A 13,437-nucleotide genomic window follows, 5' to 3' on the forward strand; every position below is an offset into this window, starting at 1 on the left:
AATGGTAGTTGGAGATTTTCCTATTGAAACAGAAACGATAGTAATCGGTGCTGGCCCTGGTGGATACGTTGCAGCAATACGTGCAGCACAACTTGGTCAAAAAGTGACAATTGTTGAAAAAGAAAATCTTGGTGGAGTATGCTTAAATGTTGGTTGTATTCCTTCCAAGGCATTAATTAATGCGGGACACCGCTATGAAACAGCAAAACATTCTGATGATATTGGTATTTCAGCAGAGAATGTAACAGTAGACTTTTCTAAAGTACAAGCTTGGAAAGGTACAGTTGTAAATAAGTTAACAAGTGGTGTAGAAGGTCTTTTAAAAGGGAATAAAGTTAACATCGTAAAAGGTGAAGCATATTTTGTTGATGCTAACACATTACGTGTTATGGACGAAAACTCTGCGCAAACTTATACGTTTAAAAATGCAATAATTGCTACAGGTTCTCGCCCGATTGAAATTCCAACTTTCAAATATTCAAAACGTGTAATTGATTCAACAGGTGCACTTAATTTACCTGAAGTTCCAAAGAAATTAGTTATTATTGGCGGCGGGGTTATTGGTGTTGAGCTTGGTTCAGCATATGCAAACTTCGGTACTGAAGTAACAATTCTTGAAGGAAGTGCGGAATTATTTGCTGGAGCTTTTGAAAAGCAAATGACTACAATTGTTTCTAAAAACTTGAAGAAAAAAGGTGCCGAAATCGTTACAAATGCTATGGCAAAAGGCGTTGTAGAAAACGAAGACGGTGTTATAGTTACTTACGAAGCAAAAGGCGAAGAAAAATCAGTGGAAGCTGATTATGTACTAGTAACAGTTGGTCGCCGTCCTAATACAGATGAAATGGGTCTTGAGCAAGTTGGTATTGAAATGGCCGAACGTGGACTTATCAAAATTGATAAGCAATGTCGTACGAACGTACCAAATATTTATGCTATTGGAGATGTCGTTGTTGGTCCTGCCTTGGCACATAAAGCATCTTACGAAGCAAAAATTGCAGCAGAAGCAATTGCTGGACATCCTTCTGTAATCGATTATCTTGGTCTTCCAGCTGTTGTATTCTCAGAGCCAGAATTAGCTACTGTAGGTTATACAGAGAAACAAGCTAAAGATGAGGGTATTGAAGTTGTTGCAGCTAAATTCCCATTCGCTGCTAATGGCCGTGCACTTGCATTAAATAGCACAGATGGATTCTTAAAATTAGTTACTCGTAAAGAAGATGGCTTAGTTATCGGCGGTCAAGTAGCTGGAACTAGTGCATCCGATATGATTGCTGAAATCGGTCTTGCTATTGAAGCAGGTATGACTGCTGAAGATATTGCTATGACAATTCATGCCCATCCAACATTAGGTGAAATCACTATGGAAGCTGCAGAAGTAGCTCTTGGAACACCTATTCACATAATTAAATAAGCAGACAAATAAAAGCATCCTCCTGGATGCTTTTATTTGTTATTCAGTTTTAAAATTGACTGCTTTACGCATATAATAGGATTATTAATAGAATTCATCTAAAATCCGATGGTGATAAAATGAAAAACTATGTGGCCTTTTTATTTCAATTAATTGTGTGGAGCGGTTTTACTTTCGCTGAGTGGCTTTCGAACCGGGACCATTTGCTTTATAAGGTCCTTATGTTTCTTGTGTTTTTGTACTTAGCATTTTTATTGACTAGAATGATTGTGAAATCTAATCGTGCAACGATTTTTATTACTATTGCAAGTCTATCTGCTTATTTTTTACTCCAGTTTTTCCTACATCAAATGTTACCTTCCAGAATGGCTTTTTTATCATAAAAAATGCAATAAAACATCTAATTAACAAAATGTGTTATACAATTTGTTCTTGAAATCTCTAATGTGATATATTATTATATTAATTAGGAAATAAAGCGCTTTCAATAATTCTTGATAATAGGCTCTTTTTTTAAAACTTTGTTGTTTTTGTAATCGATAAACTAATAAATTATTTCATTCTGCATTAGTGGGTAATCTTTTCTAAAAAGGATGCTCCGAAACCAATTATTACTTGGAATTAAAATCAAAGTACGCCAAAGCAATAATTTAATCGAAAAATGGCCTGGAGGGAGAATGAAATGGGGACGATTGTTTGTCAATCTTGTAACACAGTAATTGATCATTTTGAGGATGAAAAAGTAAGTATCCTTTATTCGAACTGCAAAACATGTTGTGACCAAGACGATAAACAAGATGCATAGAAGAATTGATGTAAGAGTGTATGTGTCGATGCACTCTCTTTTTTTTGGTCAACAAAAAACTCCCCGTTTAAGGGGAGAACAGTTTAGCGAATAGCCCTATATTCTTTAATAACTCTTAAGGTTTTTAATTCAAAATCCTCTGGCCCTTGAACAGGTAAACCAACCTCAATGTTCTTTTGAATATATTTTAAATTTTCTTCAGTTATGATTTCTCCGGGGATGAATATCGGGATTCCTGGAGGGTAGACCATAATAAATTCCGCACTTATTCTTCCGACTGATTCTTCAAAAGGAACTACCTCTGTTTCCGCATAAAATGCCTCTCTTGGCGATAATGCCAACAAAGGAATGTCTGGAAGCATTATTTCATTATGAACCAAACCAGAAAGATGTGAAAATTGTTTTGATAATTCCTGAAGAGCAGTGACCAACAAATTAGCTTCTTTCTCCGTGTCACCAGGAGTAATAAGACAAAGAATATTATATAGATCTGATAATTCGACTTCAATATTATAAACCTCACGGAGCCACTTCTCTGCATCAAAACCAGTAATTCCTAAATCTTTTACGGAAATAATAAGTTTTGTTGGATCATAATCAAAAGTAGCTTTTGTACCTAAAATTTCTTTTCCGACACAATATAAGTGATCAATTTCATTTATTTGCGAACGAATTGAGTTCGCCAAATGAATGGTGCGGTCTATTAATTGTTTTCCCTCTGTCGCCAATCTTCGTCTTGCTACATCAAGTGAAGCTAATAACAGATAAGAAGTCGATGTAGTTGTAAGCATGCTTAAGATTGTCTGTACCCGATTAGCAGATACAAGTCCCTCGCGTACATTTAACACCGAGCTCTGTGTTAAAGAACCACCTAGCTTATGTACACTTGTTGCGGCCATATCTGCCCCTGCTTGCATTGCGGAAATTGGCAGATCTTCATGAAAATGAATATGAACACCATGTGCTTCATCAACAAGAACAGGAACTTGATAGGAATGGGCGATTTCTACAATCTTCTTTAGATCGGCTGCCACGCCAAAATAAGTAGGATTTATTACTAATACACCTTTTGCATCAGGATTTTGCTGCAATGCTTTTGAAACTGATTCAGTTGTAATTCCATGTGATATTCCTAATTTCGGATCAATTTCAGGATGAATAAATACGGGAGTTGCTCCGGAAAATACAATTGCCGACATAACAGATTTATGGACATTTCTAGGCACGATAATTTTTTCACCAGGGCCGCAAACTGCCATTACCATCGTCATAATTGCCCCACTTGTCCCTTGAACGGAAAAAAAAGTATGATCAGCTCCAAATGCTTCAGCTGCCAAAACTTGCGCTTTCATAATCATTCCCTTTGGTTGATGTAAATCATCAAGCGGCGAAATATTAATTAAATCAATCGATAATGCGTTATCACCGATAAAATTTCGAAATTCAGGGTCAATCCCATTCCCTTTTTTATGACCTGGTATATGGAATTGTACTGGGTTCTTTTTAGCATGTTCGACTAACCCAGTAAATAAAGGAGTTTCATATTGTGACAATGTGTTATACACCTCTTCATCAAAAATAAAATTTCTTTTTTATTATTGCACATAACTTGAGTATTTCCTTTTTGAATTATATATGCTGTTTACATTTTATTATTGTTTTTCGTAATTTGTATAGATTCCTAATAAGTTTTAGATTTTGGACATCTTTTCTTAATAGGATTCCCCATTCTAAAACAGAATAAAAAATTTGTGAGATTTACGCTAACAAAAACAACAAAGTTATATGAAAAGAACAATACATAAAACAAATGAATTATAGCATTTAACCCCTTTTTTGCAAATAGTTTATTATCCACATAAGAATTATTTATAATAGAGAAGAGGTAATATGGAGGGAGAGATTTGGATGAAATGGGAAACAAGGGTTACAGAAATATTTAGTATAAAATACCCCATAATACAGGGCGGTTTAGCTTATCTAGCATATGCTGAGCTTGCTGCGGCTGTTTCAAATGCAGGAGGACTTGGACAGATTACAGCAATGTCTTTAGATGGCCCAGAAAAGCTAAGAGAAGAAATACAAAAAGTTAAAAGACTTACAAATAAACCTTTTGGCGTGAATTTTGCAATCGGACAGCATGGTAGACCTTTTTCACATTTTGTGGATGTAGCTATCGAAGAAAAGGTTCCAGTTGTTTCGGTAACAGGTGGGAATCCAACTCCCTTTTTCCAGCAATTAGAAGGAGTTAATGTGAAGAAACTCGTATTAGTTGCAGCTAAAAAGCAAGCACAAAAAGCAGAAAGCTTAGGTGCTGATGCCGTGATGGTGGTAGGTAATGAGGGAGGTGGACATTTAGGGAAAGATGAAATCGGTACATTTGTCCTCGTACCACAAGTGGTAGATGCAGTTGAAATCCCAGTAATTGCATCTGGAGGAATTGGGGATGGCAGGGGGCTAATGGCAGCATTAAGCTTGGGAGCAGAAGGTGTTGAAATGGGAACACGATTTATTGCAACGAAAGAATGTGTTCATGCATCTGATGTATATAAAAAAGCATTAATAGAAGGAGATGAAACAAATACAGTTGTTATAAAAAAATCGCTTGGTACACCTGCCCGTGCCATTATGAATAATTGGACGGATCAAATTCTTAATATTGAGAAAAACGAAGGTGGTTATGAGGCGTTAAAAACATACATAAGCGGTGCAGCAAACAAAAATTATATTTATAATGGTAAAGTTGAGGAAGGCTTTGCTTGGGCCGGTCAAGTGATGGGACTTATTAAGGACGTACCAACCGTAGCAGAGCTTTTTGAACGAATCATGAAGCAAGCAGAAATAATCCGTAATAATTGGTCAAACTAAAAATAATTGAAATGAAGAGAGTTGGTGTTATGATGGAATATCAATATCCATTTGATACAGATTGGAATACAAAGGAAGTAGTGGATGTCATTCAATTTTTTGAAGCAATTGAATTGGCATATGAGAAAGGGATAGAACGTGAGACAATAATGAAAAAATATCGACGTTTCAAAGAAATTGTTCCTGGAAAAGCAGAGGAAAAGAAATATTGTAATGAATTTGAAAAAGAGAGTGGTTATTCCTCTTATCAGGTAATGAAGAAAGCGAAAGAAATGGAGCCTGGGAAGTTAATTAAAATGTAAACCGCAGCATCCCGCTGCGGTTTTATCCTGCCTCCAATTTTTCTTTAATTGGTTTGTTAAATTGTATATAGGGGTACTAAGCTATTAAAGGTTTCTTGGATTGTATGCAATATCTGTTCACCGCTCATTTTTACTGCTATCTCTTTTGGAATATTTATTCCACATAAGATCTCAGCTTTTTTAATGGTTTGCACACGTTTAAACAATTGAAGCAAGTCAGTTTTACTCATTTCACTCATTGATGTTGCATCCGGCTTCATATGATCACCTGACCAAACGAAGGTAGAAGGGATCATTCTAAAAATATTATCAATGTTTTTCTCGAACTTTTCACCATATTCCGTCTTATTTGGTGCTTCATATATAATAGCAAACCATACAAAAAGATGTGTATGCCAAAGGCCTATTTGAAAATGTGGCAGCATTTTATACCCACGTTTATTATTTGCAAAAGCAACCCAAGTATCTTTCGGTGGATTGATTGTCCTGCGTGCATGCTTTGCTACATGCGGAAACATTTCTTCACCTGTTAATACACTTAAGGTGGGGGCAAAGTGTGCACCAATAAGCTCTAATTTGGGTCTTAAGGTGGAAATTAACTTTTCCATCCTTGCTTCTAACCCATCTATTAAAAATAAATCAAAATCTTCGTTTGTAAATCCATTAAACTTCATTTGTACACCTCTTTTGCAATCATGGTTGTTTTTCTAATAAATTGCTGCTTAAGGTTCACTGTAAAAATCCTAGAACATTTTTAGTTTTGGGCATCTTTTCTTTAAGAAATATTCAATTCTGTAGCCGAATAAAAAAATCACGATATTTTTAGTTTTAAAACAGCAAAGTTTAGAAAAGAGCCTTCCATGACAATATTCTATCATAATTAGTTGCACTTCAAACAAATTTGTCTCGAAATTCTTCTTACTAGGTAAAAACACATTTTAGTTGCAACCTTTTATTTTAAACATACAATATCGAAAGGAAATATTTGAACAATTCGTTAATATACAAAGGTTCCCTTGGCATTATTAGATTTTAATTAATCATAAAAAGAGAGAGCGGATTATTAAGTTTATGGAAGGGAAGTGAATTTCATGAAACAAGTAATGAGTACATCCAAAAAGAAAAAGCATGATCTTGAACGGATTGCAGTATTAAGATTAGAACTAGATTATGAACTAGCCGTACTTTATGAAGCTATTCAGGAAAACGATGAAGCGATGAAAACAAAGTCAAAAATGAAATTAGAAAAAATTAGAGATGAACTCCTTAAAATGAAAGCTATATGATGATAATGCAGTGGTTAAGGTTTCATTCTTTTCCTCATCTGATTGGATGGGGTTCGTTTTTGTGAGTATCAGTCGATGGTTTTCCTACATAAAAGGAGCAGTAAACTTGAAATAGAAATCATTTTCCATTAAGCTAAATTTACATTTAGGTACGGCACTTTTCTTATATTTGTTACTTTAATAAGTAGAAAATTTATATAGTTTCTAATTTATAATATAGAGATATTTTTTAAAGAAAAGATGCCATGAAGCGATAAGTTATTAGGATTTAAATCAATTTACGAATAGCAATAATTAATATGAATAAAGCTTAGCAATGAATGTCTGGAGGATGAGGGTGCTGATGGATTGGGAGCAAGTAAATAGAAATGTAATGGATTGGATAAAAGAAGCGGGAAAAGAAATATTAGACTCGTTTACTCATACATTGCAGATTCAAACAAAATCGGATAGAAATGATCTAGTAACAAATATGGATAAACAAATTGAGCAATTATTTATTAAAAGGATTCGAGCAGCATATCCTGAACATCACATCTTAGGGGAAGAAGGCTACGGTGAAACATTACATAATACAGATGGAGTTATTTGGATTATTGATCCGATAGATGGAACGGTTAATTTTGTTCATCAACAACGCAATTTTTCTATATCTATTGGAATTTATGAAAATGGGGTTGGAAAATTAGGATATATTTATGATGTAGTCCATAATGAACTGTATCATGCTATAGCTGGTAATGGTGCTTATTTTAATGGTAATAAACTACCAAAGCTTGGAACACCACAACTATCAGATGCCATTATCGGGATAAATGCAACATGGTTGATTGCAAATAGACATGTTCCAACCGAAAATTTACAAAAGCTAGTATGTGATGTCCGTTCCACGAGATCCTTAGGTTCTGCTGCTCTAGAGATGGCTTATATCGCAACTGGTAGGTTTGATGCCTATATTTCAATGAGATTGTCGCCTTGGGATTTTGCCGCTGGTAAGATTCTTGTAGAAGAACTTGGAGGAATACTAACAACTGTTAAGGGAGATCCATTAGATATATTACATGGAAGTACTGTATTGGTAAGTAAGCCCGGACTGCATCAAAATATTTTAGATGAATATTTATTGAAATAAAGAGGAGGGGAATCGCTTGATTCCCCTCCTCTGACTCTGTCTAATCTCAAGCAGCGATGCTTCCACTTTTCTTATAGTTTTCCTTCTTCCCTCCATTTTTTCTTAGTTTTAAAACCAAATCCTAATACCACTATTAATAATACGATGCAAATAACAAATCCAAGTATACTTTGATTCCCGATTGCAACCCCAATACCTATCATGAACACAGCTGCAGCGAATGCATAAAGTAGGAATATCCATTTTATTTCTTTCATTTTTTAGTTCCTCCGTTTTCATTTTCTTTTATCAACATCTATTTTATAGAAAAAGTTTCTGCTTTTCTAGTCGCTGTGATATAATACATAGGTTGGAGATATACTAAGGCTGTTCTCGTATAAATTGTTGCTTTTCGTAATTTGTATTTAAATACTAATTTAGACTTTGCTTCGGGACATCTTTTCTTAAAAAGATACCTATTTTAAGTTGAATCGAAAAGTTTATAAGTTTTCCTTTTTACAAATGCAACAAAGTTTAAGAAAAGAGCCATTACTAATTATGATCGTTTTTAGGTCAGGAGGAACAACTTTGAATAGAAGAGAAGATTTAAGAAATATAGCCATTATTGCCCACGTTGACCACGGTAAAACAACACTTGTGGATCAACTATTAAAGCAATCAGGCACATTCCGTACGAATGAACAAGTGGCTGAACGTGCGATGGATTCTAATGATTTAGAGCGTGAAAGAGGAATTACAATCCTTGCAAAAAATACAGCCATTCAATATAAAGATAAAAAAATCAATATTATGGACACACCTGGACATGCCGATTTCGGTGGCGAAGTAGAACGAATTATGAAAATGGTTGACGGTGTATTATTGGTTGTTGACGCATATGAAGGATGTATGCCTCAAACTCGCTTTGTATTGAAAAAAGCGCTCGAACAAAATCTTACACCAATTGTAGTTGTAAATAAAATTGACCGTGATTTCGCCCGCCCAGAGGAAGTAGTGGACGAGGTTATTGAATTATTTATTGAATTGGACGCAAACGAAGATCAATTAGAATTCCCAGTGATTTATGCTTCTGGTATTAATGGAACTGCAAGCAGCACACCAGATAAGCAAGATGAGAATATGGAAGTTTTATTTGATACGATTGTGGAACATATTCCAGCTCCAATTGATAATCGTGAGGAGCCATTACAATACCAAGTGGCACTATTAGATTACAATGATTATGTTGGTCGAATTGGAATCGGACGTATTTTCCGTGGAACAATGAAAGTGGGAGAACAAGTTGCATTAATGAAATTGGACGGTTCTGTAAAGCAATTTCGTGTATCAAAATTGTTTGGTTTCTTCGGATTAAAACGTCTTGAAATTCAAGAAGCTTATGCAGGAGATCTTGTCGCAGTATCTGGCATGGAAGATATCAATGTTGGTGAAACAGTTTGCCCAATTGATCATCAAGATGCACTTCCGCCACTAAGAATTGATGAACCTACATTACAAATGACGTTCATCGTAAATAATAGCCCATTTGCAGGAAGAGAAGGAAAATTTGTTACTGCTCGTAAAATTGAAGAAAGATTACGTGCTCAACTTCAAACAGATGTTAGTTTGAAAGTTGATAATACCGATTCACCTGACGCATGGGTTGTATCTGGTCGCGGGGAATTGCATCTCTCAATTTTAATTGAAAATATGCGTCGCGAAGGATTCGAGCTTCAAGTTTCGAAACCTGAGGTTATTGTAAGGGAAATTGATGGTGTTCGTTGTGAACCAATCGAACGTGTTCAAATTGATATTCCTGAGGAAAATACTGGTGCGATTATTGAATCAATGGGCTCACGTAAAGGTGAAATGTTGGACATGGTTAATAATGGGAATGGTCAAGTTCGTTTGATCTTTAATGTTCCAGCAAGGGGCTTAATTGGGTATTCAACAGAGTTTATGACATTAACTCGTGGTTATGGAATTTTGAATCATACATTTGACAGCTATCAGCCAATGCAGCCTGGAAAAGTAGGAGGTCGCCATCAAGGTGTGCTTGTCTCTATGGAAACAGGAAAAACAACAACATATGGAATTATGCAAGTAGAGGATAGAGGTACCATTTTCGTGGAGCCTGGTACAGAAATCTATGAAGGTATGATTGTTGGTGAAAATACGCGAGAAAATGATCTTACTGTTAATATTACAAAAGTAAAACATGCGACAAATGTCCGTTCAGCAACCAAAGATCAAACTTCTGTAATCAAAAAGCCACGTATCATGTCTCTTGAAGAGGCTTTAGAATATCTTAATGATGATGAGTATTGTGAAGTAACACCAGAATCCATTCGCTTACGTAAAAAGATATTAAATAAAAATGAACGTGAAAAAGTAGCTAAAAAGCAAAAACTTGCAGAAATGAAATAATTTCAGTAAGGTTAATAAATGAAATAATGTTATGGTTAAGATGTGAGAAAATTTCTCACATCTTATTAATAGCTAATACTTTATGTTCGTTTATCTAATTAAAACAGAAAGGAGTAATGAACTTGCCGAGCACAAATGTTCATGAAAGACTTTCTTTCTTTGCATCTCTATATCAGGTTGATAAGCATCCTTCCATGGGAATGTGGCTGCTTTACTTAACGATTATTGCATTATGTATATTAGTATTTAAACTTGGATTTGCGAAGAAGCTACCATTACTAAAGTCAGCAGTCATTTACATTTTCTTAATTTTGGGTTGTACGATATTAACATTTTTAGGAATATTTTTGCCAATTACTGAAGGGTTAGTTGTCGCAAGCCTAATCTTAATTATTTACAAAATTCGTTTGCACAATCAGAAAAAAGCAGAGGCACAAAAAGATATATAAAAACCCGCCAAGACCATTGGCGGGTTTTTATATATCTTCAGAATGTAAATTGCTCGTCCTTGCTGCCAGCCTTGTCAATGTTTTTTCTGTTATTCTATCATGGCAATCATCACACATATATGTATGAATAGGACGGTTTTTTAAGCGCTTGGCAATTAATGTGTCATCATCAATCGTTTCCATTTTATCACATAAAATGCATTTCACTTTCATTCGCGTTACACCTCAAATACCGTTCTCCTTAATTTTAAGTCCCTTTTAGTATACCATGAGTAAACACGAAAGGCTGCTTACATTTTAAATGTTATATTGCGTCCTTATTTATAAATTCTAATTAGGATCGGGGCATCTTTTCTTAAAAGATTTTTACAATAATAACTCAAATAGAGTTGTAACCAAGAATTTTCGTATACAAAAGTAACGAAGTTTAAGAAAAGTTATTTTTTGTGATTCGATTGTTCTTCCTGTTGCTTTTCAAGTTTCCGTTCACTAGGACGATTCAAATCTTGTTGTGAATTATCAAGAGCTTTATCAGGGTTTTTTGCTGGGATAATATTTTTTGGAATTTCAGGCATTAATCTCCCTGCAATATCAGCAAGTTCACGGATAATACCTTGTCCTGGCTTGCCATTCCGTATATCCATAGCGATTTCTTTTAGTCGTGCAGTAATGTCCGGGTCAGCTACAACGATTGACTCTGCCCCATAAGGATCGTGCTTTAAACTTTCAGCGACTGAATACTTTATCGTTCCTACTTGTGAGCGTTCAAGGTTGGCGTCAATATCAATTCCTACAATCGCATATTTTCCAAAAACAACAGCAGTAGCTTCTCTTACTCCGGGTACATCACTAGCCAATTGAACTAGTCTTTTGGAAATTGCTTGTCCGCTTTTTCGATCCACATTCTTGGTAGTATTATTCTTCATTGAAACAGGCTGAGGTGTGTTTCTTTGATTATTTTCAACTACACCATTTCGTGGGGTACAAGAAGTCAATAGTATAAGAAGACCAATAAATAAACATATTTTTTGCAAAACTCAATACCTCCTGCGATTGCCTTTTCTTTATCCAGTTCCAGCGCCTATCGGCTAGCGGATTTCTCCGTCTCCTCCCTACGATAAGTCAACATCAGGTGAAATTTGAAGTGCCAATTTCAATAGTTCGTGAACTGCCTCACTGTGTTTCCTTTATCTCAGTCGAAGACCACGAAATCCGTACGCCGATGTGCAAGGCGCTTCCACTTTTATTTATATTGTGCAATTTTCTTCTATCTTTATTCGTTCATTCATATATTTTAGCAATGTCCGTCCACTTCTAATGAACCGGATGAAGAGAATAATCATAAGATAAATTAATCCAATGAGGAGCAGGAGGCATCAATTTGAAAAAAATATATGTGTTAGATACGAATGTCTTGTTACAGGATCCATATGCTATATTTTCATTTGAAGATAACGAAATAGTTATTCCAGCCGTAGTACTGGAAGAGGTTGATTCAAAGAAAAGGTATATGGATGAAATTGGTCGTAATGCAAGGCAAGTATCCAAATTGATAGACAGCTTTAGACAAGCAGGAAAGCTCCACGAAAAAATCCCGCTTGATAATGGTGGAGAGCTTCGGATTGAGTTGAATCATCGCTCTTTTCATCAGCTTCAGGATATTTTTATCGAAAAAACAAATGATAATCGAATATTAGCTGTCGCAAAGAACCTTTCTCATGAAGAAGGGACAAAGGAAAACGGTAAACAAGTTATTCTAGTTAGTAAAGACGCTCTAGTCAGAGTAAAAGCGGATGCGTTAGGACTAGAGGCAGAAGATTTTTTAAATGATCGAGTAGTAGAAATAGATCATATATATACTGGATTTTTGGAAATACACATCAATATTGAGTCATTAAATACATTTTACGAACATGGGGAACTTCATTTATCGGAAATCACTAATCATTCATTCTATCCTAATCAATTTTTAATTATGAAGGATGCATTAGGGAGTTCTTCATCTGCCATTGGTATGGTAGATAGATCGGGGAAAATTGTAAAAAAGCTAAATTACACCCATGATTCAATCTGGGGGATAAAACCAAGAAATGTGCAACAAACGATGGCAATGGAGTTATTGTTTCGAAAAGATATCCCTCTTGTTACGATGATTGGAAAAGCAGGAACTGGAAAAACATTGCTTGCTCTTGCTGCTGGTCTAATGCAGACTGAGGATTTGCATACTTTTAAAAAGCTGCTTGTTGCAAGGCCTATCGTACCGGTCGGAAAGGATTTAGGATATCTTCCTGGTGAAAAGCAAGAAAAGCTTCGTCCGTGGATGCAGCCAATATATGATAACCTAGAATATTTATTTAATACAAAAAAACCTGGAGAATTAGATGCTATTTTAGCTGGGATGGGCTCTATTGAAGTGGAAGCATTAACGTATATAAGAGGGAGGAGTATTCCAGATCAGTTTATTATCATTGATGAAGCACAAAATTTAACGAAACACGAAGTAAAAACTATCCTAACGAGAGTCGGCGAAAGGAGTAAAATTGTGCTAATGGGAGACCCTGAGCAAATAGACCATCCTTATTTGGATGAATACAACAATGGTTTAACATATGTACTGGAAAAGTTTAAAGATGAAACTGTTTCAGGACATATTAAATTAATGAAAGGAGAACGATCAAGCTTAGCACAATTGGCAGCGGATATATTATAAATTCGATATATAGTGTATGATAAAAGTATTAAGTTGTTCATGTAAAAACAAAAGCAAAAGGGCTT

Annotated in this window: 15 protein-coding genes; 10 read left to right on the forward strand and 5 right to left on the reverse strand. The window is 35.3% G+C overall.

Annotated elements, in window-relative coordinates:
* The first annotated feature begins 1 nt into the window (after position 1).
* The 3 genes from lpdA to AC3WJF_RS00105 all read left to right on the forward strand — a co-directional run bounded on the left by lpdA (position 2) and on the right by AC3WJF_RS00105 (position 2,219).
* Positions 2-1,414, forward strand: coding sequence for a dihydrolipoyl dehydrogenase (gene lpdA, locus AC3WJF_RS00095; RefSeq protein WP_492448970.1), 1,413 nt, complete (start codon positions 2-4; stop codon positions 1,412-1,414).
* Between the two features lie 119 nt (positions 1,415-1,533).
* The gene (locus AC3WJF_RS00100; protein ID WP_492448972.1) at positions 1,534-1,797 is read left to right on the forward strand and encodes a hypothetical protein; all 264 of its coding nucleotides are present in this window, start codon (positions 1,534-1,536) and stop codon (positions 1,795-1,797) included.
* A gap of 299 nt (positions 1,798-2,096) precedes the next feature.
* Positions 2,097-2,219, forward strand: a complete 123-nt coding sequence (locus tag AC3WJF_RS00105; protein ID WP_492448974.1) for a GapA-binding peptide SR1P — start codon at positions 2,097-2,099, stop codon at positions 2,217-2,219.
* An 83-nt stretch (positions 2,220-2,302) separates the two neighbouring features.
* On the opposite strand, the gene AC3WJF_RS00110 is transcribed toward AC3WJF_RS00105, so the two are convergent.
* Positions 2,303-3,772, reverse strand: a complete 1,470-nt coding sequence (locus AC3WJF_RS00110; RefSeq protein WP_492448975.1) for an aminotransferase class I/II-fold pyridoxal phosphate-dependent enzyme — start codon at positions 3,770-3,772, stop codon at positions 2,303-2,305.
* A gap of 355 nt (positions 3,773-4,127) precedes the next feature.
* On the opposite strand from AC3WJF_RS00110, the gene AC3WJF_RS00115 reads away from it, so the two are divergent.
* Both AC3WJF_RS00115 and AC3WJF_RS00120 read left to right on the forward strand, forming a co-directional pair.
* Positions 4,128-5,087 carry an NAD(P)H-dependent flavin oxidoreductase gene (locus tag AC3WJF_RS00115; RefSeq protein WP_492448977.1) on the forward strand — a complete coding sequence of 320 codons (960 nt, stop codon included), beginning with the start codon at positions 4,128-4,130 and terminating at the stop codon, positions 5,085-5,087.
* A gap of 32 nt (positions 5,088-5,119) precedes the next feature.
* Positions 5,120-5,389: a UPF0223 family protein gene (locus AC3WJF_RS00120; protein WP_492449280.1), complete on the forward strand. Its 270-nt coding sequence runs from the start codon at positions 5,120-5,122 to the stop codon at positions 5,387-5,389.
* Positions 5,390-5,445: 56 nt separating this feature from the next.
* On the opposite strand, the gene AC3WJF_RS00125 is transcribed toward AC3WJF_RS00120, so the two are convergent.
* The gene (locus tag AC3WJF_RS00125; protein WP_492448978.1) at positions 5,446-6,063 is read right to left on the reverse strand and encodes a DUF1054 domain-containing protein; all 618 of its coding nucleotides are present in this window, start codon (positions 6,061-6,063) and stop codon (positions 5,446-5,448) included.
* A gap of 417 nt (positions 6,064-6,480) precedes the next feature.
* Between AC3WJF_RS00125 and AC3WJF_RS00130 the strand changes: the two genes are divergently transcribed.
* Positions 6,481-6,675, forward strand: a complete 195-nt coding sequence (locus AC3WJF_RS00130) for a YkzI domain-containing protein (protein ID WP_492448980.1) — start codon at positions 6,481-6,483, stop codon at positions 6,673-6,675.
* A 343-nt stretch (positions 6,676-7,018) separates the two neighbouring features.
* Positions 7,019-7,807, forward strand: coding sequence for an inositol monophosphatase family protein (locus AC3WJF_RS00135; protein ID WP_492449281.1), 789 nt, complete (start codon positions 7,019-7,021; stop codon positions 7,805-7,807).
* A gap of 71 nt (positions 7,808-7,878) precedes the next feature.
* Here the strand turns inward: AC3WJF_RS00135 and AC3WJF_RS00140 are convergent, their stop codons facing one another.
* The gene (locus tag AC3WJF_RS00140; RefSeq protein ID WP_492448981.1) at positions 7,879-8,064 is read right to left on the reverse strand and encodes a YlaF family protein; all 186 of its coding nucleotides are present in this window, start codon (positions 8,062-8,064) and stop codon (positions 7,879-7,881) included.
* A 310-nt stretch (positions 8,065-8,374) separates the two neighbouring features.
* On the opposite strand from AC3WJF_RS00140, the gene typA reads away from it, so the two are divergent.
* Both typA and AC3WJF_RS00150 read left to right on the forward strand, forming a co-directional pair.
* On the forward strand, positions 8,375-10,213 hold the full coding sequence (gene typA / locus AC3WJF_RS00145; protein WP_492448983.1) for a translational GTPase TypA: 1,839 nt from the start codon (positions 8,375-8,377) through the stop codon (positions 10,211-10,213).
* Positions 10,214-10,407: 194 nt separating this feature from the next.
* Positions 10,408-10,662 (forward strand): YlaH-like family protein, encoded by a 255-nt coding sequence (locus tag AC3WJF_RS00150; protein ID WP_492449282.1) that lies wholly within the window; start codon positions 10,408-10,410, stop codon positions 10,660-10,662.
* A 27-nt stretch (positions 10,663-10,689) separates the two neighbouring features.
* Here AC3WJF_RS00150 and AC3WJF_RS00155 read toward each other — a convergent pair whose 3' ends face one another.
* Together AC3WJF_RS00155 and AC3WJF_RS00160 are read right to left on the reverse strand one after the other, a co-directional pair.
* On the reverse strand, positions 10,690-10,875 hold the full coding sequence (locus tag AC3WJF_RS00155; RefSeq protein ID WP_492448985.1) for a YlaI family protein: 186 nt from the start codon (positions 10,873-10,875) through the stop codon (positions 10,690-10,692).
* A gap of 224 nt (positions 10,876-11,099) precedes the next feature.
* Positions 11,100-11,696 (reverse strand): YhcN/YlaJ family sporulation lipoprotein, encoded by a 597-nt coding sequence (locus tag AC3WJF_RS00160; protein ID WP_492448986.1) that lies wholly within the window; start codon positions 11,694-11,696, stop codon positions 11,100-11,102.
* Positions 11,697-12,043: 347 nt separating this feature from the next.
* Between AC3WJF_RS00160 and AC3WJF_RS00165 the strand changes: the two genes are divergently transcribed.
* Complete coding sequence (locus tag AC3WJF_RS00165) at positions 12,044-13,372, forward strand: PhoH family protein (RefSeq protein WP_492448987.1); 1,329 nt, start codon at positions 12,044-12,046, stop codon at positions 13,370-13,372.
* Positions 13,373-13,437: the final 65 nt, after the last annotated feature.

The organism is Heyndrickxia sp. FW510-T9, from assembly GCF_058781025.1.